This window comes from Streptomyces sp. NRRL S-920 (genome assembly GCF_000717945.1).
In the GTDB taxonomy this organism is placed as follows: domain Bacteria; phylum Actinomycetota; class Actinomycetes; order Streptomycetales; family Streptomycetaceae; genus Streptomyces; species Streptomyces alboniger.
Map to the genome: position 1 here is coordinate 31,868 of NZ_JODF01000037.1, position 20,425 is coordinate 52,292.

Here is a 20,425-nt window from a genome sequence, read left to right on the forward strand (position 1 = left end):
GGTCACATGTCCCAGGTGGCCATGAGGCTCTTGACTCCGTGGATGTCGGCCGCCTCGGGGCGCAGGGGGACCTGGTCGGCCGGGACGGCCAGGCGCAGGGTGGGGAAGCGTTCGAAGAGCGCGGTGAAGGCGACGCGGAGTTCGATGCGGGCGAGTTGGCTGCCCAGGCACATGTGCACGCCGTGGCCGAAGGCCAGGTTTCCGCCGTCGTTCCTGCGCAGGTCGAGCGTGTGCGGGTCGGCGAAGCGCTCGGGGTCACGGTTCGCGGTGTTGTACGACAGGATCACCGTGGTACCGGCCTTGACCGTCCGGCCGCCCAGCTCGACGTCCTCCAGCGCCGTCCGCTGGAAGTTCTTGGCGACACTCACGTAGCGCAGCAGTTCCTCCACCGCCGAGTCGGCGATCCCGGGATCGGCGCGCCAGGCGGCCAGCTGCGCGGGGTGGCGCAGGAGCGACCAGGTGCCGAGCGACAGGACGTTCGCGGTGGTGTCGAAACCCGCCGCCAGCAGGGTGAGCGCCATCCCCTTCAGTTCCTCGTCGGTGAGATCGCCCTCGGTGAGGTCGCTGAGTACGTCGTCGGTGGGGTCGGCTCGCTTGGCCGCCACCAGCTCCGCGAGGTACTGCTGCATCAGGGCGTAGGCGGTGATGAGGTCGTCGTCGCTGGTCTCCCCGCTGACGATCGAGTCGATGTGTCCCTGGAAGCGGGTCCGGTCCTCGTCCCGCACCCCCAGCAGCTCGCAGATCACGATGGCGGGAATGGGCTTGGCGAACGCGGTCACCAGATCCACCGGAGGCCCGGCCTTCTCCATGGCGTCCAAGTGGTCCGCGGTGATCCGCTCGATGTGCTCGGTGAGCTTCCGTATCCGCCGCACGGTGAACTTCCCCGCCAGCGGTTTGCGGTAGCGGCTGTGCTGAGGCCTGTCCGTGAGGAGGAACTCGCCGGGCGGCGACGGGGAGACCTCGATGCCCGTGACATCGACCGTCGGGTGCAGCATGAGTTCCCGGCGCGAGCTGAACCGCGGGTCGGCCAGGACCCGTCTGACCAGGTCGTAACCGGTGACCAGCCAACCGAGCTGGCCGCCGGGGAACGTGTATCGGCTCATCGGTCCCCGCCGGCGGGCGTCGAGCAATTCCTTCGGTGGATCGAAGGGACACCCGGGCCGTCGTGCCCTCGGCATTTCCGTCACGGTGTGTACGTCTTCACCCATGCCCGTTCCTCGCCTGCATAAATAGGTTCCTTCGGCGACGCTTTTATTGCCGCCGACCGGAAAAAAACATTTCCCTCTTCATCGGCGGGCGTCGGCGTCCCACCGCTCGTGCGGCGACACCGAAACAACACCGTCCCACGGAACGCCGCACCACACCATGAGCATGCGACAGCTCCCCTCAACAGCCGAAGAAGTGCCTACTGGATTTCCGGTTCGTCGTGCTAGGTTCCAGGCCGTTCGGACTTCTCCATAAGAGAACCGCACGCGGCCAGGAGACGCGGGGTGTCGGATTCCCCTTCCGTGCGACTTCCGCGGCGGCGCGACATTCGGCACATGTGTCTCGTCGGCGGGACAGGCGCGGCGTTGTCCAGCAGCAGAGGACGGTCGGCCTCAACGCTCCCGCCGAGGCGGTGTGGAAGATACGGTGACCGGGGGTTCAGCCATGCGATACGAGATCATGGGGCCGCTTCGTGTCATGGACACAGAAGGTCCGTCGGCCATCAAAGCACAGAAGGTCGAAATACTGCTCGCTGTTCTCCTGGTGCGTTCCGACCAGGTAGTCGCCCTGGATCAATTGATCACGGAGATCTGGGGAGACGATCCGCCACGTCGTGCGGTCGCTGCTCTGTACGTCTACGTCTCACAGGTACGCAAGTTCCTCTCGCGCCCGGGACGGGAAGACGGCCCGGTCCTCACGAAACCGCCCGGATACATGCTCGAACTCGGGACCGACGGACTCGACGTCCGCAGTTTCGACGAAGCCGTATGGAAGGGGCGGGAGCATTTCCGCACACGGAACTTCGAGGTCGCGACACGGAGTTTCGAGAGCGCTCTTGAACTCTGCCGGGGACCGGTGCTCGACGGCGTGTTCCGGGGGCCGATTCTCCAGGGATTCCAGACCTGGTTCAACGAGGCGAGGCTGGAATGCATCGAAATGCTGATGGACGCGCGCCTCGCCCTCGGCAGGCACCGCGAGCTGATCAGCGACCTGTACCGGCTCGGCACGGAACATCCCCTGCGAGAGCCCTTCCACCGTCAGCTGATGCTGGCGCTGCACCGCAGCGACCGTCAGGCGGACGCGTTGCAGGTGTATCAGCGAGCCCGCCGCACGCTCAACGACGAGCTGGGGCTGGAACCCGGCCGCGCGCTCCAGGAGATGCAGCACGCGATCCTCGCCGCGGACCACCGCCCGGTGCTGCCGGAACACGCGGGCCGGCCGTGAACCGCGTACGGCGACGGAGCGACGACGTCGGCGGGCAGCGGCCCGCCGGCTTGCACAAGTGACGTAACGGCCGAGCCACGGCGGGCGACTGCGCGCGCACCGCCGACAGTCCCGAGGGGTGAAACGCTTGCGAGTCCTGTTTGTGACAGGTCCCTGGAACTCCCATCTGTACCAGATGGTGCCGCTCGCCTGGGCCCTGCAATCGGCGGGCCACGAGGTGCGGGTGGCCAGTGAACCGGAATTTGTGGACAGCATCACCGAGGCCGGACTGACGGCGGTCTCCGTCGGCCCGGACGAGACGTTGCAGCAGCGCCTCCTGCGGGTCCGCGGGGAGAGCGCCCCGACCATGGCGCCCGAGGTGCCGCCCTTCCTCACCGACACCCTGTACGAGATGGGCTACGAGGAGCGCGACAGGCTGCCGTGGGAGCAGATCGCCTGGCTCCTGGACACCGTCGTAGTGCCGGGCATGTGGCTGGTGAACGACGAGATGGTCGACGACCTCGTGACCTTCTGCCGTGCCTGGGAACCCGATCTCGTACTGTGCGACGTGATCGTGCACGCCGGCGCGGTGGCCGCGGACGTGGTCGGGGCGGCGCACGCGCGAATGGTGTGCTGGCTCGACCTGTTCCTGCGCATCCGCCACGACTTCCTGCGCGCCCAGCAGGAGAACCCGGCCCTGGAGGGGCGGGACCTGGTGCGCGACTGGTACGAGGGGTGGGCGACGAAGTTCGGGCGCGAGTTCAGCGAGGAACTGGTGACGGGCCAGTTCGCGGTCAACGTCATGCCCGAGCGATGGCGGCTCGAACCCCACGAGCGGACGCTGTCCATGCGCTACATCCCCTACAACGGCCGTTCCGTGGTGCCGTCCTGGCTCTACGGCCCGCCGCGGGCCCCGCGCGTAGTGATGACGTTCGGCATCTCCAAGGTGCCGTGGATCGACATGCCGGGCATGTCGGTCGAGCACCTTCAAGAGGCGCTGGACGCGGTGGCCGATCTCGACATCGAGCTGATCATCACGCTGCCGGCCGAGGAACGGGACCAGCTCCGCAGGATCCCGCACAACACGAGGATCGTGGAATTCGTCCCGCTCAACGTCGTCCTGCCCACCTGCACCGCCGTGATCCATCACGGCGGAGCGGGCTGCTTCAACGGCGCGATGGTGCATGGGATTCCCCAGCTCATCGTCGAGGGCTCGGTCGACGCGGTGGCCAAGCGAGGTGTGCTGCGCGAGACCGGAGCCGGACTGTCGCTCGCGCTGAGCGAACTCACCGGGCCGCGAGTGCGGGAATGCCTGACGCGGCTGATCGAGGAGGACGGGTTTCGCGAAGGGGCCGAGCGGCTGCGGCAGGAAGGCCTGGCGCAGCCCGCCCCCACCGAGTTCGTCGCGGCCCTGGAGGAGATCACCGCCGAGTTCCGCTCACGGCGTGCCGACGGCTGACGAACCGCGGCCGGCACCCAGAGGCCCGCCCCGCCCTGTGCTGATCATGGCGGGGCGGGCCGGTCGGCGTCCGCTCAACCGACGCCGCCCCCCACGCCTTTGCCTGCCTCCCTGAGGGGCTCCCACCACTGCCGGTTGTCCCGGTACCACGCGAAGGTCGCGGCCAGCCCGGACGTGAAGTCGTGCCGGGGGCGGTAGCCGAGTTCCGTGCGGGCCCTGCTGTCGTCGACCGAGTAGCGCCGGTCGTGCCCCTTGCGGTCCGCGACGTACCGCACCCGGCTCCAGTCCGCGCCGCAGGCCGCGAGGAGTCGGCCCGTCAGCTCGCGGTTGCTCAGCTCGACGCCCCCGCTGATGTTGTAGACGCGGCCCGGCGCCCCGGCGGTGCGGACCAGCTCGACCGCGGCGCAGTGGTCCTCGACGTGCAGCCAGTCGCGACGGTGCAGTCCGTCGCCGTAGAGCGGGACGTCATGGCCGTCGAAGAGGCTGGTGAGGAACAAGGGAATGATCTTCTCGGGGAACTGGCGCGGCCCGTAGTTGTTGCAGCAGCGGGTGACGCGCACGTCCAGCCCGTGGGTGCGGTGGTAGGACAGCGCGAGGAGGTCCGACGCCGCCTTGGAGGCGGCATAGGGGGAGTTGGGGTCGAGCGCGTCCTGCTCGGTGCTGGATCCGCTCTCCACCGATCCGTACACCTCGTCCGTGGACACGTGCACGAAGCGCTCGACCCCGTGCCGCAGCGCCGCGTCCAGCAGTGTCTGAGTACCCGTCACATTGGTGCGGACGAACGCGTCGGCGGACGCGATCGAGCGGTCCACGTGCGACTCCGCGGCGAAGTGCACGATCTGGCCGGCCTGTCCGACCAGCCGGTCGACGAGGGGAGCGTCGCAGATGTCACCCCGGACGAACGTCAGCCGCGGATCGCTCAGGTCCAGGTTGTCCAGGCTGCCGGCGTAGGTCAGCTTGTCGAGCACCGTGACCCGCGAGACATCGGTCCCGCGCGCCGCTCCCGCCGCGAGCAGCATCCGCACGTAGGCGGAGCCGATGAACCCGGCTGCGCCGGTGACCAGGATGTTCACAGGTCCTCCGAGAGGGCGGTGGGCGGCATGCCCCTGCTGAAGGAGCGGGCTCGGTCCATGACGTACTGACCGTACGGCGAGCCGCTCATCTCCGCGCCGAGCGTGTGGCAGTCATCGGGCGTGATGTAGCCCATGTACATGGCGATCTCTTCGATGCAGGCCAGTCGGGTGCCCTGCCGGCGCTGCACCTCCCGCACGAACGTGCTCGCCTCGAGCAGCGTCTCGTGGGTGCCGGTGTCCAGCCAGGTGACACCTCTGCCCAGCCACACCAGCTCGGCGGTGCCCTGGTCGAGATAGCTCTGTAGCACGTCGGTGATCTCCAACTCGCCCCGCGCGGAAGGCACCAGGTTCTTCGTGATGTCGGTGACCTGGGTGTCGAAGAAGTACATCCCCGGGATGGCGAGGTTGGAACGGGGACATGAGGGCTTCTCCTCGATGGACACCAGTCTGCCGCGCGCGTCGACCTCGGCCACACCGAACCGCTGCGGGTCGGCGACCTCGTGTCCGAACAGCACACAACCGCTCATCTTGAGCGCGGTGCGGCGCAGCAGAGACGGCAGGTTCGCACCGTGGAAGAGATTGTCGCCGAGCATGAGCGCGCACTGCTCGCCGCGGATGTGGTCCGCCCCGACGCGGAACGCGTCGGCGATGCCGCGCGGCTCGTCCTGCTCGGCGTAGTCGATGCACAGCCCCAGGTGCCGGCCATCTCCGAACAGCGTCTGGAAGAGCGCGAGTTCGGTGGGGCGGGTGATGATGAGGATGTCCCGGACGCCCGCCAGCATGAGCATGGACAGCGGGTAGTAGATCATGGGCTTGTCGTAGACCGGGGCGAGTTGTTTGGAGCCCACGAAGGTGAGGGGCTGTAGCCGTGTCCCGTTGCCGCCCGCGAGAATGATGCCTTTCATCCTCTTCGCTCGCCCCCTCAAGGCCGGTGTTCCTGCATCTTCCGGCGGCGGTCCAAAGCCGGTCTAACGCGCGTCTCAGGCGCTCGCGTCACCGGCCGCAAGATCCGCTTAAGGCATGTCGTCGAGGATGGGCCCGTGACGACGCAGACGCGACTCAGCCATGGCCCACCACCTCCCCGCGTCCTGCGGAGCCGACAGGACACGCTCCGGGTCCCGCTTCCGCGCAGCCCGGAGCCGGAGCCCCTGCGCCACCACTTCCAGCGGCTGGAGGACGTGTTCAGCCGGGAGGAACCCCGCCGCCACGCCTACAAGTACGTGTGCTGGCTGCTCTCCCGGCGTGTGCCGCCGGGCGGTGAGGACGGCCGCAACCGGCTCCTGACCACGGCCCGGTGGGACGAGAACCAGGTGCGGGACCGGGTGCGCGACCTGGTGGCCGGGCAGCTGGCGTCCCGGGGCACCTCACTGGTCGTCGCCGAGGAGGGCTTCGTCAAGAAGGGCAGCAGCTCGGCCGGCGTGAGTCGCCAGTACTGCGCGGCGTCCCGCCGTGTCGACAACTGCCAGATCGGGGTGTTCCTGCTGAGCAGGGACGCGCTGGGGAACACCATGGCGATCGACCGGGAACTGCTGATACCGCCCCGGTGGGGGGACGGTCCCGTCGCGCGCCGGCACGCCGACGTCCCCGACACATCCCACGGTGTCTCCCGCGAGGAGGTCGCCCTCGCCATGATCGGCCGGGCGCTCGACAGCGGGATGCCCGCACGCCGGGTGGTGGCCGACGCCCCCTTCTACGGCGACAGCGCGGCGTTCCGCCGCGCCCTGGAACGCCGGCGCGTGCCCTATGTGCTGGCGAGTAGCCGCAGCGGGCCCCTGGTGTCGCAGCGGACCGCCCCCGACGGGTACGTCCACTGGCAGTTCGCGCGCCGCGAAGGAGGCTCGTACCTGTGTTACGTACCGGCGCACACCGATCTCGGTGACTGTGCCCGGGTGGCGGCCGCCACCGACCTCTGCGTCCGCTCCCACTTCGCCTCCGCGCGGCAGGAGGCGGGACTCGACCGCTATTCGGCCCGCAAGTGGCGGGCCTGGTACCGGCACATGACCCTCGCGATGTTCGCGCACGCCGTGCTGCGCATCGACGCCGCCCGCCCCCTGTCCCCCTGCTGATCCGAGGAGAGCATGTGCGTTCCCGCCCGCTGAACGTGGAAGGTGTCGTCGAGTTCACCCCGGAGGTCCATCGGGATCAGCGGGGATCCTTCGTCTCCCCCTTCACCGCACAGTCGCTCGCCGCGTACGCGGGACGGGAGTCCTTCGCCGCCGCACAGCTCAGCTACAGCACCTCGCGGCGTGGCACGGTGCGAGGCGTCCACTTCACGCGGTGCCCTCCCGGCATGGCCAAGTACGTGTGCTGCCTGGCGGGTGAGATCCAGGACTTCGTCGTGGACCTGCGCAAGGGATCCCCCACCTTCGGCCACTGGGACACCACCCGGCTGGACGGGGCGACGATGCGGGCGCTCTACATCCCGGCCGGGGTGGGCCATGCCTTCGCCGTGCTCCGCGACGACACCGTCATGTCGTACATGATGTCCGGCCCCTACCGGCCCGCCCTCGAACTCGCGCTGTCCCCGCTCGATCCGGACATCGCGCTGCCGCTCCCGGACGACTTGGACCTGGTGCTGTCGGAGCGGGACCGCGCCGCGCCCACCCTGAAGGAACTCGACGAGCGCGGTCTGCTTCCCGTCTCCGTGTCCGGTCAGCCTTCCCAGCGCATGTAGCCGATGGGGGCCTCCCGGCCGGGTACGTCCAGCCAGCGCAGATCCGCGCGGTCCAGACCCAGCGTCTCCTGCAACGCGACGGTCTCGCCCGGCCACTTGGGGTGCGCCAGCTCGTCGAACGCGATGATGCTGCCCCGCACCAGATGGGGCCGGATCATCTGAAGCACATCGCGTGTCGGTTCGTAGAGGTCCAGGTCGAAGTAGGCCAGCGACACGATGGTCTGGGGGTTGTCCGTCAGGTACTCCGGAACGGTGTCGCGCACGTCGCCGGGCACGACGAAGGTGCGCTGGACGTGGCCGTGCGGCTCCAGGGCCTCATGGCAGGCGAGCACCTCACGCAGGTGCTCCACGAACCCCTCCTCGGTGGCGAACCGCCCCAGGACGGCGCTCGGGCTGACCCGGTCCACCTCCCCGATGTCGGGGAACCCGGTGAACGTGTCGAAGCCCACGATGCGCCGTGTCGCGTTGTACGGCTCGTGGATGCCGCGCAGCGCGGTGAGCGCGGCCAGGTGCCGGCCGTGCAGGACGCCGAACTCCATCATCACGCCCGGCACGTCACGGGCCAGGCGGTAGAGCGCGTCCATGGACAGCAGGTCCGCCACTTGGTGGCGGCGCAGGTAGATGCCGAGATGGTCGATCAGATACACGGCCGGGATGGGAGTGTCGGACATCAGCTCGGTGAGCCGTTCCCGCGCGGACCTCTCCTGCTCCGACTCGTGCGGCAGAACGCGCGGGTCCTTGTGCTGGGTCGGGGTCATGGTCATGTGGGTTCTCCTCCAGCTTTCGATGTGTCTGCGGGGGTACGCGCGCTCACGTGAGCCAGGCGTCCGGGGCCGCTCCGCCGTGGCCGACCGGCGGGAACAGTTCCTCGAGGCGGGCGGTCTCCTCGTCCGACAGCGGTGAGTTCAGCGCCTTGAGCGCGTCCTTGACGTGGGCGGTGGTGCGCGGGCCGATGACCGTGGACGTCACCCCGGGCCGGGACGTCACCCAGGCGAGGCCCACCTCCGCCGGGTCACGTCCGAACTGCGCGCACAGCTCCTCGTACCGCTCGATCGTGTCGCGCATCGTCTCCAGCGCGACGGCGGCCCGCCCCTGCCCCGACTTGACCGCACGGCCCTCGGCGGTCTTGCGCAGGACTCCGCCGAGCAGACCGCCGTGCAGGGGGGACCAGGGCAGCACGGCCACCCCGTACGCGCGCGCCGCGGGCAGCAGTTCCAGCTCCGGATAGCGCACCGCGAGGTTGTACAGGCACTGTTCGGACACCACGCCCAAAAAGTGCCGTGCCCGCGCGGCCTCCTGGGCCGCCGCGAGATCCCAGCCGGCGAAGTTGGACGAGCCGACATAGCGGACCTTGCCCTGCTGGACCAGGATCTCCATGGCCTGCCAGACCTCGTCCCAGCCGGCGTCCCGGTCCACGTGATGCATCTGGTAGAGGTCGATCCAGTCGGTGCCCAGCCGGCGCAGCGACGCCTCGCAGGCGGCGATGATGTGCCGCGCGGACAGCCCCTGTTCGTTGGGGCCCTCACTCATGGGGTTGCCCACCTTGGTGGCCAGCACCACCTGGTCGCGGAGCGCCGGGCGGGACGTCAGCCACCGGCCGATGACCTCTTCGGTGTAGCCCTTGTACTCGCGCCAGCCGTACATGTTCGCGGTGTCCACGAAGTTGATGCCGTTGTCGAGCGCGTGGTCCATCAGCTCCCGGGCCTCGGGCTCCGCCACGCGCCCACCGAAGTTCACCGTGCCGAGACAGACGCGGCTCACCCTCAACGCCGTACGACCCAGCCGCACATGAAGACCGCCGTCGCCGGTGGCAGCGCTCATCGAAGCCCTCCGTGGGACAGGGACCGCAGACAGGCCAGCGCGCTGCGGGCCTGCATGTTCAGGTAGTTGCTGTGCAAGGTCAGCTCCTCCAGCTGCCGAAGCGTGAGCCAGCGATAGCCGGGTGGCTCCGGCAAGCACTCGGTCTCGACCACGAGGTGTCTGTTCCGGGTGTGGTAGAACCGCCCGCCTTCGTCGGACAGCGTGGTGTCGAACCGGACGGCGTCGGCAGGGGCGTTCTGGAGCAGGTCCAGGAAGGGCGGGCGTTCCTCGGGGGGGAGCCGCGCCGCGTCGTCGGGAGCGCACTGGACGGTGGGCGCCAACTCCGCGGCGTCCCCGAGACCAGGCTCGGCCCGGACCTGCATCAGCACATGGAGCTGTCCCTGTATCCGGTTGACGGCCAGGGCCAGCAGCCCGAGGGAGCTGTCCCGGAACATGGGCTGGCACCACCGCCCGACCTCCCGGCCGACGGCTTCCACGCGGACGCCGATCACCTCGAACTGGCCACCGGTCAGGTGACGGAGGCGGCCGCGGGAGAACTCCCACTCGGCGAGTTCGTCGAGACGGGAGGTGCGCACCCGCATCTCATGGCGGGTCCTCGCCTCGGTGATCCAGCTCAGGACGTCCACCAACGGGTGCAGCGCGAGGCGGTCCCGGTCGGTGGGGGAGTCCATGCCGTCGGCGCCGCTCCCGTCGTCCTCCAGGGGAAGGCAGGCGAGCACGGACCGGGTGTCCATGTTCACCAGGTCCTCGACCGCCAGTAACCGGTTCAGCTGGCCGAGGGTGAGCCATACGAATCCGTCCCGTGCCTCCACGGGTTCAACGGTTTCCACGATCATGTTGCGGTTGCGTTTGCGCAGAAACCTCGCGCCCTGCTCGGACTGGCGCACGTCGGCGATGACCTGTCGTGGCGCCTGCCCCTGGAAGAACTCCAGATACGGCACCCGCCGACCGCCGTGCACTCCCGTGTAGTTGCTTCGGGTCGCCTGGACGGTGGGGGATATCTGTAGGCCGTTCCGGTTGCCCGGCTCCGCCTTGAGCTGGGCGAGGAAGTGCGGGATCCCGTCGATCTCCCGTACCAGGAAACCCAGGACTCCGGTTTCCGGCTGGTTGATAATGGGCTGTCCCCACTGCCCGCCGGAACCGGACGGCGTCACCTGAAGACCCTCGACGGAGAAGAATCCGCCGCTTTCGTGGACGATGAAACCCGAATTTCTGTCGAAATGCCAGCCGTCCAGCCGGTCCAGGGGCACGGTCTCGGTGGCGGTGAAAACACGTTCGCCCGTGTCCTTGAGAGTCTGCTCGAGTCCCGCCAAATCCGGCACCGTGCGCGCCGTTTCGGCGATCCTGCGTGCCATCGTCCGGCGGTTGTGTGCTGTGTTGTGTGCCGTCTTGTGTGGCATGGGGACGGTGGCGGCCTGCGCAGCAGGCGACGTGCTCATCGGTCCTCCTGTCTCGGCCCTGGAACGGGCCGGTCACACCACGAGTGGGGGTCTTTCGGGGACGCGAAGCGCTGATCATGTTGGCAGCCGGTCAACCCGCCGTCAATTCACCTGTCGTCCGCGGGCCCGCAACTGCGGAAAAAGCTTCTCCTTCCGCTGTGCGGGCCATAGTTCCGCACCTGAGGGCGGATACCGCAACCGACGTACTGCGGATATCCACTGAGCGGGCGAGAGGTCTATGGTGACGGGGTGGAAATATCCAAACCGTCGGACGAGGCACGCCTTTTCGCGGTCAGTGATCTGCACTCCTCGGTCGGCGACAACGCCTTTATGCTCGACCGAATCCAGCCGCGGACCGCCGATGACTGGCTGATCGTCGCCGGAGACGTCGCGGAGCACCTGGCCGACATCGCGCGTACGCTGCGCGCCCTGGCCGACCGCTTCGCCAAGGTCATCTGGACACCCGGGAACCACGAGCTGTGGACCCACCCCGGGGACCCCGTACAGCTGCGCGGAGTCGCCCGCTACCAGCGGCTCGTCGAGGTCTGCCGGGCAGCCGGCGTAGTCACCCCCGAGGACGAGTACCCGGTGTGGACCGGGCCGGGCGGTCCGCTCCGCATCGCGCCGCTGTTCGTGCTGTACGACTACTCGTTCCTTCCGGACGGCGCGGACGACCCGGCCCGGGCCCGTGCCGACGCGCTCGCCACCGACATCTACTTCGTCGACGAGTACCTGCTCGATCCCGACCCCTACCCCACCCGGGAGGCGTGGTGCGCCGCGCGGTTGACGGTGAGTGAGCAACGCCTGGCCACAGCCGACGACCCGGCGGTGCCGCTGGTGCTGGTCAACCACTTCCCGCTGGTCCAGGAGCCGACCCGGGCGCTGTGGCACCGGCATCTCTCCCTGTGGTGCGGCACGCTCGGCACGGCCGACTGGCACCGCCGCTTCAACGTGGCGCAGGTCGTCTACGGTCACCTGCACATCCCCCGGGTCACCTGGCACGACGGGGTTCCGCATCACGAGGTCTCCATCGGCTACCCACGGGAGTGGCGACGCCACGGCCATCCGCACGGGCTGCTGCGCCGCATCGCCCCACGCCGGCTCTCCCTGTCCGGGAGCACCGGATGATCCCGACCCGTCACAGGGAACGCACCACGGTGCGCCCCCTCGCACGGCAGGCCAAGGAGGCGGTCTACAAGACCTGGTATCCCGCGGCCGCGACCGTCACACGGAGTCCGGCATGATCCCGCGTTCAGCCGTCGTGATGGGGGGCACCGGCTCCTTGGGCCGGCACATCTGCGCAGCCCTGCTGCGCACCGGCGACTACCGAGTGACGGCCGTGGCCCGACATGACGGCCCCGTTCCCCCTGGCGTCCCGCTGTTCCTCGCCGACCTGCTCGGCAACGACGAACAGGCGCTGAGCGAGCTGGTGGCCGGCAGCGATGTCGTGGTCAACGCGGCGGGCGCCGGCTGGGGCGGCACGCCGGACCAGATGGCCGCCGCGCACGCGGTCCTGGTCGAACGGCTCCTGCGCCTGGTGCCGCCACGGACCCGGCTGGTGCACCTGGGGTCCGTCCACGAGTACGGGGCGATCCGCCCCCAGCAGGCCGCGGACGAAGACCACCCGGAACAGCCGACGACGGTCTACGGCCGGACCAAGCTGGTCGGTACCCGGTCCATCCTCGCGGCAGCGGCCGAGGGCCGCAGCGACGCCGTGATTCTCCGCGTCACGAATGTATGCGGGCCGGGTGCTCCGGCCACCAGCTTCCTCGGCTCTCTCATCCGGCGTCTCAGGGAACTGCCCTCGGGCACCCCGCTGGATCTGCGACTCACACCGGACCTCCGTGACTTCGTCGATATCCGAGATGTCGCCGACGCCGTGGTGCGGGCTGTCACCGCACCGGTCTCCGGCCTCGTGATCAATATCGGCCGAGGTCACGCACACGAAGTGCCCGCCGTGGCCGAGCTGATGATCAAAACCGCTGGCTTTCCCCGCCACCGAGTGCGGATCGGGGCGACAGCCGCGGCGGGAAGCACGGGGGGCCACGGTTCCTGGACGAAGGTGGACGTCGCCCGCGCCCGGGCTCTGCTGAGCTGGTCGCACTCGATGAGCCTCGAGGACTCTCTGCGCGACCAATGGGCTGCCGCCGTGCCGTCGAGCGACGCGGTGCCCGGCACCGGGACGACCTGAAGGCAAGGCCCTTTCGGTCCTTGGGCGTGCGTCAAGAAAGCGTTAAGGCGCACGCTCCGCCAAACCGCCGAGGAGCGCGTGGATCCGGCTGCGCGCGAAGTCGATCGCTGCACTATGGGCGGTCTGTCTTGTCGACAGGACACGCCGGGAAAGCGTTTTCGATCTGGTTCTCGCTCTTGACCGGCTGAACAGCCTGCGAGAGCGTGAAGTTGCTTGTGTTACGGGAGTGAGCGCCGGGTCACCTGAGGGCAACGGAGTCAGACCGTGGATCGCAACGTGGGTGCGGCCGGACCAGGTCAGTCGTCGACAGTGGCGGGAAGGAAGCCGAACTGTGGATCTATCCCGATCTGGAACGAAGATGGCAAGTCTGTCCGGACTGCGGCTCATCATGGAAGACATCGCCACCACCGTCGGATCGGCAACGGGGAAGAAGTGGACCAATCTCGGCATAGGAAATCCCGCGGCCATCCCAGAGGTCCAGGACACCTGGCGGCGCATGACCACCCGAGCCCTCAACTCCTCCTTCAGTGAGGTCAGTTGCGGATACGGATCGTCGCGGGGACTCCCGGATCTCATCGACGCGATCGCCGAGTACTTCAACGGCCGCTACGGCTGGGACGTGACCCCGCGCAACATCGTGGTGGGCCCCGGCAGCCAGATGCTGTGCTTCGCCGCGGCGGCACTGTTCACCGGGCCGGGAGCGGACCGGGACACCCGACTCGTCCTGCCCATGACCCCGGACTACACGGGTTATCAAGGCCTTTCCCTGGTGCCGGGCGGAGTCGGCGGAATCGCCCCCGTCGTACAGCCGGTGGGTGAGCGGTCCTTCCGCTACCTGTTCGACGAGCCGGCGCTCGATGAACTGACGGACGTCGGGCTCCTGCTCCTGTCCAGCCCGAGCAACCCCGCCGGCCGCAGCGTCTCGCCCGACGAGACCGAACTCCTCCTCGCCGCCGCCGGACGGCATGACGTACCGCTCGTGATCGACAATGCCTACGGTGCCCCGTTCCCCGCCATCGGTGGGTTGGCCTCGGCTCCCGTGCGGGACGAGCGCGCCGTCAATGTCTTCTCCATCTCGAAGGCCGGACTTCCGGGCGAGCGCCTGGGCTTCGCCGTCGCCGATGAGCGGCTGACCGAGCCGATCGTCTCCTTCATGGCCAACTCGACGCTCCACGCTCCCCAGTTGGTTCAGTCCGCACTGGCTCACGCTTTACGCACCGACGCCCTCGACACGCTGGTCGCATCGGTCATCACCCCCTTCTACGCCGAGCGCAGGAAGTACGCCGAGACCCTCCTGGCGGAGACCCTGCCCGAGGACATCGCCTGGCGCCTGTATGCGTCGGACGGAGGCATGTTCTGCTGGGTGTGGGTGGACGAGGAGTGGTTCGACGACCTGCGTCTGTACGAGACCCTCAAGGGCAGGGGCGTCTTCGTCGTACCGGGGCGGTACTTCTTCGTCGACACCCCGGACGGCGGGGGCCGGGAACGTCACTCCCGACAGTGCTTCCGCGTCAGCATCACCGCCGAGCGGGACGCGATCGCCGCCGGTGTCGAGGTGATTTCCGCCGTGCTGCGGGACATGCGAGCCGAGAGCGGCCAGCCGACACGATAGCCGGTCACATTCCATCAGGCGCAGCCCGTGCTGACCGCTGACATTGTCGTGTCTGGAATACGCATATGGTTTTCCCTTTGTTTTTGCTCTACTTATTGCGCTTAGTGGCGGTCGTGTTAGGTTGAACTAGTTCTCTTTACAGGTTCCCCCCACGTAACCCGCTTACTACCTAAGGAGACTGCATGCTTGGGGACGCGTCACTCCGTGCTAATCCGGCCTTAGCGAAAGGAGGAACTCATCCGCGAACACAATCCGACGCCTCGGCCCTGGTCACCAGGCGGGGATTGCTTCTCCCTAAGCGGATGGCATTCGAAAAGTGGGTCGGAGTTGGCAGCTACCTGTCCAACATAATGTCGGCCTCGTCCTGGTGCCTGGGAGACTGGCTGGTCTATGGCGAGGCCTCGTTCAATGGCAGGTACCGCGATGCGATCGAGCTGACGTCACTGGACTATCAAACGCTGAGGAATCATGCGTGGGTAGCGAGATGCTATCCAATGTCTCGGCGAAGAGAAAAGCTGAGCTTCACCCATCACGCGGAGGTGGCGTCTCTTTCCGGCCCCGAGCAGGACTTCTGGTTGGGCAAGGCGGAAGAGCACGGGTGGTCTGCGAAGAAGCTCCGTCGCGAGGTCAAGGACAGTCTTGCGGAGCGCGGGGGCCGTAAGAACGAGAAGCGCCAGAGCGGCCGAGAGCTGAACGAGGGGCAGAAATCCGGAGAAGAGACAGCAGCTTCGACCGACGGGGCCGTGTCGCTCAAGGTATCGGTTCCGGCTGACCGTCTTGAATTCTGCCGGGCGACAGCAAAAAGACTGGGACTCGATCTGGAGGCGTGGGCCGCGCAAACTCTTATGGCAGCCGCGGAGGCATCGGTCAGGAGCGAAGTGCCGCAGCAGCGCCAAGCGGAGCTGGTGCCCAGTCGTCATAGGGTCGACCGCAGCATCGTTCTCCGGGGAATTCCCTGCGAAGTGTCGGACGATGCCGCTTCTCGAACAGAAATTTCGGGAAACTCTTCCTTTGTGTCGGGTCAGACCGTCCGCACAGCATGAATGGTGCAATCAAAAATGCGGCATGGTTCTGGTGCGCGCAGGCCTTCAATGACGAGGTGAGAAACTGATGGTCGAACCTATGCACACCGTGACGGAAATGCCGATGGCGCGACGGCCCGGGTGCCCCTTCGATCCACCGGAGGAAATGCTCGAGGCCCGTCGGCACGGCCCGATGAGCCGCTACACCTTCCCCGGCGGACAACCCGGCTGGCTCATCACCGGGTACGACCTGATCAGAACCGTCCTGGAGGACTCGAGATTCAGCGCACGCAAGGATCTCCTCCTCCATCCGACCATCGACATCACCGGGATGGAGATACCGCCGGCGGCGCCCGGCGAGTTCCTGCTCACGGACGACCCGGAGCACAGCCGCTACCGGAAACTGCTGGCGGGGAAGTTCACCGTACGGCGGATGCGCATGATCACCGAGCGGATCGAGCAGATCACCGCCGAGCAGTTGGACTTCATGGAGAAGGTCGGGCCACCGGTGGATCTGGTGAGCGTCTTCGCCAAGCCCATCCCCGCCATCGTGATCTGTGAACTGTTGGGGGTCCCCTACGAGGATCGGGCTCGTTTCCAGGAGCACATCGGTCTGTTCCTCAGCGGTGAGACCAGCGACGAAGACATGATCGTGGCGGTGACGGCGGTCCATGAGTTCGTTGCGGAGGTGGTGGCCGCCAAGCGCGCAAATCCCGGCAACGACGTGCTCAGCGATCTCCTCGACACAGACCTGACGGACGAGGAGTTGCGGGGGATCGGCCTGGTCCTGCTCTCGGCCGGACTCGACAGCGCGACAAACGTGCTGGGTCTCGGCACATGGGCGCTGCTGGAGAATCCCGAACAGGCCGCCGCCCTGCGCGCCGACCCCGAAATCGCCGACTCGGCGGTGGAGGAACTCCTGCGCTACGTGAGTGTCGGCAAGACCTTCATGCGGACGGCGCTGGAGGACGTGGAACTCGGCGGTCAGACGGTCAAGGCCGGTACCACGGTGGTCCTGTCGTACAACACCGCGAACCGTGACCCCGAGCGCTTCGCTGACCCGCACGCGCTCGACCTGCGCAGGAACGACGGCAGCAGCCTGGCCTTCGGCCACGGTGTCCACATGTGCCTGGGCAGCCAACTCGCCCGCATCGAACTGCGCGTCGCCTTCACCGCGCTCTTCAAACGCTTCCCCACCTTGCGCCTGGCCGTCCCGCCCGACCAGGTCCCCCTGCGTCCGGAGACCGCAGACGTGCATGGGGTCAAGACCCTCATGGCCACCTGGGACGTGTAACCGGCCCGGGACCCTACGACGGAACAAGTCCGCGTCCTGTCCCTACGGATGACTGACCCGTGGGGACAGGACGCTTGACGTGCCCGACGTGCCCGACGTGCCCGACGTGGCCGACGTGCCCGACGTGCCCGACGTGATCGGGCCGAGGGCTCGGACTGGCCTGCCGATCGTCGCCCTGCCCAACTCCAACGACGCGCAGGCCGCCCACCCCGCCGTGGCCCGGCACGTCGACTTCCTGCGCGACGCCGGAGTCACTGTGCTGCTCGGCGAGGAAGGCTTCACCCCGCACAAGCCCAAACAGGGCGACCTGAACGCCCACCCATGCCAGGCCGCCCTCGGCGCTCAGCCCGCTGAGGGCTTGGTCCTCGCAGCGGTGGAGCGGCACGTCGACCGCCGGGCGCTCGCGGGTGAGGGCCGGTGACGGCCGGCTCCCCGGCGGGGCGCCACGCCCACGTACGAATGCGATGAGGGTGCTCGGTGGGGGCTGAAGTGCCCGCCGAGCACCCTCGGTGGTGACTACCCGGTCTGCTGGCGCAGTGGCCGGGTGTGGAGCGGGATTTACCAGTCGGACCCGCTGCCGCTGCCTCCGCTGCCACTGTCGTTCTCGTCGCTGCCGCCTTCGCCGTCGACGCTGGCGGTGGTCAGGACGTCCACCTCCATCTTGAACTTGTGGACGTTGTTCGGGTCCCAGGGCTTCAGGAGCACCATGACCTGGACTTCGGCCTTGCTGCCGTGGACATCGTGGACGCGGGTCCGCAGGATCTTCTCGCAGGCGGGAAAGTCGTGCTTGTTGCCGTTGGCGTCGAGGTAGAGCATGCGGAAGCCCTGGATCGCGCACTGGATGATTGGGTCTCCCTGCTTGGTGCGGGAGATCGGCCCGGGGAGTGTGATCTCCCGGGACATGGTGACCGTGTTCCTGGCCGGGGCCGGCTCGTTCATCTGGAAGCGGGTGACCTCGAACGCGATGTTGCGGGGCGCCGCGACGGGCTGGTTGTTGTTGTTCACGGGACGCTGCTGAGGCATGTCGGTTCCTTTTCTGGTTGGTGCATCCGCGGGTGCGGGTGCGGTGTCCGGTGACCGGTCGGGGTCACCAGGTCTGGGTGGGGTCGTCCCACACGGACGACAGGTGCAGGACGTTGCCGAACTTGTTGCCCAGGCGCAGAGAGGCCCGCAGGCCGCCCTTGTCGGTCAGGGCGGTGTAGTCGTAGTAGCGGGGGCCGCCCTGGCCGGAGCCGGTGGCGGTCACCTGGACGTCGGCCACCCGCCAGTCGTCCTGGTCGTCCTTCGGCTTGAACCGGAGGTAGGCCGGGAAGGCGTCGAGGTCGTCGGTCGTCAGCTGCGGGGACCGTGGGTCGTTGTCGCGGGGGTTTTCGACGTTGCTGCCCTCACCGAATACGAAACTCTCCGGAGTTCCGTCCGGTGAGGGTTCGTGTGTGTCGTTGGGCTTGTCGAGAACGAATTCACGCCCGCCGATCCCGAGGTATACGTAACCGTCGGGGGGCGGTTCTTGCTGGGGTCATCAGGCGAAGGCCGTGCGATTCAGTTCCGCGATGCTCTCGCGGCGCCGGTCATCGAGGGTACGGCCCCATTTGGCGCTGGAGTAGTGCACGGATCGTCCGGTGGTGGGCTCACGGAAGTCGATGTTGCATCCGATGTCTGCGTGGGTGTGGTCGCACAGGCAGGTGCAGCGTTTGTGCGCGACTTCCCAGCCGAGGCCAGTGGGGCCGTGGCACAGGAGCCGGATGAGGTCGGGGCAGGGCGGGCCGTCGGTGGTCTCCAGCCGTACGTTGCCGCCTACAGCATGCCAGGCATCAGTGCCGTTGATCGGGCCTGGCCCGGCGGTCGCCCGGATGCGGCGGAGCAGGGGTGAGTAGATCGAGGGTGGATCGCAGGGCGAGGCGGTGGCTGCGGCGTAGGCGGCGCGTTCCTCGGCTGTCCACTCCGGCTTGGGCTGCAAGCAGGTCGTAGTCGGGGGCGAGGCGATTGACGACGCGATCCCACCAGCGGGGGTTGAAGCCGGTGAGCAGGATGCTGGCCGGCATGCCGGGGCGGTACAGGCAGATGTCGCCCCTCTCCCTGCGGTACCGGAGGCCGGGCACACGATAATCCAGTCCTGGGGACTTGAGAATTCGTCGTAGTGGCTTCAGCCGGGGGAGGAGGAACTCGGTCCAGTAGTAAGCCACATATCGCTCGTTAGCGAGTCGGAGGCCAAGCTGGTCCTCATCTGGCCGGACCTGGACGATGCCCAGAGGATGCTCGCAGACACCCGCCGATCTTGCAGCAGGCGAGGAAGACCTCGGTCTCCAGCAGCGCCTGTTCGGGACGGCGGGCTGCGGGTACGGGAAGCGGCTGGCCGTCGTCCTGGAGGAGTGCGCTGAAGGCTTGGTGGGATTCGCCGGTGCAGCGGCGGCGGTCTTCGGTGAGGGCCAGCTGGTCATGCTTGTTGAGGCGAATAGTGCGACACGGTATGTCCAGGTCATGACCGACCGTCGTGCGTATCCGAATGATCTGTCTGATGCGCGCTGGGAGTTGATCGAACCGTGCTGGCGGTTTGGCGCTACGAACCATGGCCGGGCCCTGGGTTTCGGTCGGCCGCCCGAACACGATCTGCGCGAGATCATGAACGCGATCCTGTACGTGGATCGACCGGGGTTCAGTGGCGCTACTGCCGCACGACCTCCGCCCTGGGAGACGATCTACGGCTGCTTTGCCAAGTGGCAGAAGGACGGCATCTTCGCCCGGTTCAACGGCCTGTTGCGGGAGTTGGTGCGACAGCAGGAAGGCCGGATCGCGAAGCCCTCGGCGTGCGTGATCGACGCACAGAGCGTGAAAACCTCCACCAGCGCCCCCTCCTCGAGTCAGGGCACGGACAACCCAAGAAGATCGTGGGGCGGAAGCGGAGCATCGTGACTGATGCGCCCGGCCTCTTGCTCGCGGTGCTGGTCACCGCGGCCGGCGTCCAGGACTCTGTGGCCGGCACCCCGTTGCTCGGCCAGGTCGCCACCGAACCGCCCGGCCTGCGCAAGGTCTGGATCGACGGCGGTCGCTACCTGCTCGCCGAAGCCCGCCGCCACCTCGCCCTCGTCCTGCGCGGCCACCACCGCGACCCTGGCCTGGACGACAAACTCGTGGCCGCCGCCATCTCCACCCTCTGCCTGCACATCAGCGAGCCGAAGACCGTACGCGGCTGGAGGCCGACTACCGCCTCAACACCGCCCGGTGGACCCTGGCCGACCTTCCCACCCACCGCTGCCCACCCGCTGCCGCGCCCGACCCGGACCGGCCCCCCAGCCGATCCCGGCGAGCCAGCTGCACCCCGACCTTGCCAGACCGAATTCGCATCACGGGATGAAACACCAGGAGAAAGCGACCTCTCAGCATCCCCGGTACGCCCGCTTCCAGCCGGGGCCGTCGAGGCATATGTCCGACAG

20 protein-coding genes and 1 pseudogene are annotated in these 20,425 nt (G+C 67.9%); 12 read left to right on the forward strand and 9 right to left on the reverse strand.

The window, feature by feature from the left end:
- Positions 1-2: 2 nt before the first annotated feature.
- A complete protein-coding gene (locus IG54_RS0124450) occupies positions 3-1,208 on the reverse strand; it encodes a cytochrome P450 (protein ID WP_030788398.1) in 1,206 nt (401 codons plus the stop codon).
- 442 nt (positions 1,209-1,650) lie between these two features.
- On the opposite strand from IG54_RS0124450, the gene IG54_RS0124455 reads away from it, so the two are divergent.
- The gene (locus tag IG54_RS0124455) at positions 1,651-2,430 is read left to right on the forward strand and encodes an AfsR/SARP family transcriptional regulator (protein WP_030788401.1); all 780 of its coding nucleotides are present in this window, start codon (positions 1,651-1,653) and stop codon (positions 2,428-2,430) included.
- A gap of 118 nt (positions 2,431-2,548) precedes the next feature.
- Positions 2,549-3,868: an activator-dependent family glycosyltransferase gene (locus IG54_RS0124460; protein WP_267883663.1), complete on the forward strand. Its 1,320-nt coding sequence runs from the start codon at positions 2,549-2,551 to the stop codon at positions 3,866-3,868.
- Positions 3,869-3,942: 74 nt separating this feature from the next.
- Here the strand turns inward: IG54_RS0124460 and rfbB are convergent, their stop codons facing one another.
- Together rfbB and rfbA are read right to left on the reverse strand one after the other, a co-directional pair.
- On the reverse strand, positions 3,943-4,941 hold the full coding sequence (rfbB, locus tag IG54_RS0124465; protein WP_030788407.1) for a dTDP-glucose 4,6-dehydratase: 999 nt from the start codon (positions 4,939-4,941) through the stop codon (positions 3,943-3,945).
- Positions 4,938-5,846, reverse strand: coding sequence for a glucose-1-phosphate thymidylyltransferase RfbA (gene rfbA, locus IG54_RS0124470; RefSeq protein ID WP_030788410.1), 909 nt, complete (start codon positions 5,844-5,846; stop codon positions 4,938-4,940). Before rfbA ends, rfbB begins: the two co-directional genes overlap by 4 nt.
- Before the next feature lie 135 nt (positions 5,847-5,981).
- On the opposite strand from rfbA, the gene IG54_RS0124480 reads away from it, so the two are divergent.
- Together IG54_RS0124480 and IG54_RS0124485 are read left to right on the forward strand one after the other, a co-directional pair.
- Positions 5,982-7,007, forward strand: coding sequence for a transposase (locus IG54_RS0124480; protein ID WP_106977076.1), 1,026 nt, complete (start codon positions 5,982-5,984; stop codon positions 7,005-7,007).
- 14 nt (positions 7,008-7,021) lie between these two features.
- Positions 7,022-7,615 carry a dTDP-4-dehydrorhamnose 3,5-epimerase family protein gene (locus IG54_RS0124485; protein ID WP_051819890.1) on the forward strand — a complete coding sequence of 198 codons (594 nt, stop codon included), beginning with the start codon at positions 7,022-7,024 and terminating at the stop codon, positions 7,613-7,615.
- Here IG54_RS0124485 and IG54_RS0124490 read toward each other — a convergent pair.
- From IG54_RS0124490 to IG54_RS0124500, 3 genes are read right to left on the reverse strand one after another with little or no spacing between them, the layout of a single operon-like run.
- Entirely contained in the window at positions 7,594-8,373 is a 780-nt protein-coding gene (locus tag IG54_RS0124490; RefSeq protein ID WP_030788419.1) for a TylF/MycF/NovP-related O-methyltransferase, read from the reverse strand. The genes IG54_RS0124485 and IG54_RS0124490 overlap by 22 nt on opposite strands.
- A 52-nt stretch (positions 8,374-8,425) precedes the next feature.
- A complete protein-coding gene (locus IG54_RS0124495; protein ID WP_030788422.1) occupies positions 8,426-9,436 on the reverse strand; it encodes an aldo/keto reductase in 1,011 nt (336 codons plus the stop codon).
- Entirely contained in the window at positions 9,433-10,875 is a 1,443-nt protein-coding gene (locus IG54_RS0124500) for an NDP-hexose 2,3-dehydratase family protein (RefSeq protein WP_234336330.1), read from the reverse strand. Before IG54_RS0124500 ends, IG54_RS0124495 begins: the two co-directional genes overlap by 4 nt.
- 255 nt (positions 10,876-11,130) lie before the next feature.
- Between IG54_RS0124500 and IG54_RS0124505 the strand changes: the two genes are divergently transcribed.
- The 6 genes from IG54_RS0124505 to IG54_RS42570 all read left to right on the forward strand — a co-directional run bounded on the left by IG54_RS0124505 (position 11,131) and on the right by IG54_RS42570 (position 17,415).
- Complete coding sequence (locus IG54_RS0124505) at positions 11,131-12,003, forward strand: metallophosphoesterase family protein (RefSeq protein WP_030788427.1); 873 nt, start codon at positions 11,131-11,133, stop codon at positions 12,001-12,003.
- 112 nt (positions 12,004-12,115) lie between these two features.
- Positions 12,116-13,066, forward strand: a complete 951-nt coding sequence (locus IG54_RS0124515; RefSeq protein WP_030788429.1) for an NAD-dependent epimerase/dehydratase family protein — start codon at positions 12,116-12,118, stop codon at positions 13,064-13,066.
- Positions 13,067-13,424: 358 nt separating this feature from the next.
- Entirely contained in the window at positions 13,425-14,678 is a 1,254-nt protein-coding gene (locus IG54_RS0124520) for an aminotransferase class I/II-fold pyridoxal phosphate-dependent enzyme (RefSeq protein WP_030788431.1), read from the forward strand.
- 182 nt (positions 14,679-14,860) lie between these two features.
- Positions 14,861-15,721, forward strand: coding sequence for an LmbU family transcriptional regulator (locus IG54_RS42140; RefSeq protein ID WP_267883664.1), 861 nt, complete (start codon positions 14,861-14,863; stop codon positions 15,719-15,721).
- 67 nt (positions 15,722-15,788) lie between these two features.
- Positions 15,789-16,994 carry a cytochrome P450 gene (locus IG54_RS0124525; protein ID WP_030788432.1) on the forward strand — a complete coding sequence of 402 codons (1,206 nt, stop codon included), beginning with the start codon at positions 15,789-15,791 and terminating at the stop codon, positions 16,992-16,994.
- Positions 16,995-17,073: 79 nt separating this feature from the next.
- On the forward strand, positions 17,074-17,415 hold the full coding sequence (locus IG54_RS42570) for a hypothetical protein (RefSeq protein ID WP_030788434.1): 342 nt from the start codon (positions 17,074-17,076) through the stop codon (positions 17,413-17,415).
- 137 nt (positions 17,416-17,552) lie between these two features.
- Here IG54_RS42570 and IG54_RS0124535 read toward each other — a convergent pair whose 3' ends face one another.
- The 3 genes from IG54_RS0124535 to IG54_RS0124545 form a co-directional block, all read right to left on the reverse strand.
- A complete protein-coding gene (locus tag IG54_RS0124535) occupies positions 17,553-18,017 on the reverse strand; it encodes a hypothetical protein (RefSeq protein WP_030788435.1) in 465 nt (154 codons plus the stop codon).
- Positions 18,018-18,081: 64 nt separating this feature from the next.
- The gene (locus tag IG54_RS42145) at positions 18,082-18,255 is read right to left on the reverse strand and encodes a hypothetical protein (protein WP_158708916.1); all 174 of its coding nucleotides are present in this window, start codon (positions 18,253-18,255) and stop codon (positions 18,082-18,084) included.
- A gap of 258 nt (positions 18,256-18,513) precedes the next feature.
- A complete protein-coding gene (locus IG54_RS0124545; protein ID WP_030788437.1) occupies positions 18,514-18,951 on the reverse strand; it encodes a hypothetical protein in 438 nt (145 codons plus the stop codon).
- Between the two features lie 284 nt (positions 18,952-19,235).
- Between IG54_RS0124545 and IG54_RS43825 the strand changes: the two genes are divergently transcribed.
- Positions 19,236-19,904 (forward strand): transposase, encoded by a 669-nt coding sequence (locus IG54_RS43825; RefSeq protein WP_234336332.1) that lies wholly within the window; start codon positions 19,236-19,238, stop codon positions 19,902-19,904.
- Positions 19,901-20,014: pseudogene (locus tag IG54_RS43830) on the forward strand (IS5/IS1182 family transposase); the annotation flags it as partial. The gene IG54_RS43825 and the pseudogene IG54_RS43830, both read left to right, overlap by 4 nt.
- Between the last annotated feature and the right edge of the window lie 411 nt (positions 20,015-20,425).

What these genes read in the sequence shown, in the direction of transcription:
- IG54_RS0124450 (WP_030788398.1), bottom strand. Translation starts at nt 1,208, where the DNA reads ATGGGTGAAGACGTACACACCGTGACGGAAATGCCGAGGGCACGACGG.
- IG54_RS0124455 (WP_030788401.1), top strand. Translation starts at nt 1,651, where the DNA reads ATGCGATACGAGATCATGGGGCCGCTTCGTGTCATGGACACAGAAGGT.
- rfbA (WP_030788410.1), bottom strand. Translation starts at nt 5,846, where the DNA reads ATGAAAGGCATCATTCTCGCGGGCGGCAACGGGACACGGCTACAGCCC.
- IG54_RS0124490 (WP_030788419.1), bottom strand. Translation starts at nt 8,373, where the DNA reads ATGACCCCGACCCAGCACAAGGACCCGCGCGTTCTGCCGCACGAGTCG.
- IG54_RS0124495 (WP_030788422.1), bottom strand. Translation starts at nt 9,436, where the DNA reads ATGAGCGCTGCCACCGGCGACGGCGGTCTTCATGTGCGGCTGGGTCGT.
- IG54_RS0124500 (WP_234336330.1), bottom strand. Translation starts at nt 10,875, where the DNA reads ATGAGCACGTCGCCTGCTGCGCAGGCCGCCACCGTCCCCATGCCACAC.
- IG54_RS0124515 (WP_030788429.1), top strand. Translation starts at nt 12,116, where the DNA reads ATGATCCCGCGTTCAGCCGTCGTGATGGGGGGCACCGGCTCCTTGGGC.
- IG54_RS0124520 (WP_030788431.1), top strand. Translation starts at nt 13,425, where the DNA reads ATGGCAAGTCTGTCCGGACTGCGGCTCATCATGGAAGACATCGCCACC.
- IG54_RS42140 (WP_267883664.1), top strand. Translation starts at nt 14,861, where the DNA reads ATGCTTGGGGACGCGTCACTCCGTGCTAATCCGGCCTTAGCGAAAGGA.
- IG54_RS0124525 (WP_030788432.1), top strand. Translation starts at nt 15,789, where the DNA reads ATGGTCGAACCTATGCACACCGTGACGGAAATGCCGATGGCGCGACGG.
- IG54_RS0124535 (WP_030788435.1), bottom strand. Translation starts at nt 18,017, where the DNA reads ATGCCTCAGCAGCGTCCCGTGAACAACAACAACCAGCCCGTCGCGGCG.
- IG54_RS43825 (WP_234336332.1), top strand. Translation starts at nt 19,236, where the DNA reads ATGCCCAGAGGATGCTCGCAGACACCCGCCGATCTTGCAGCAGGCGAG.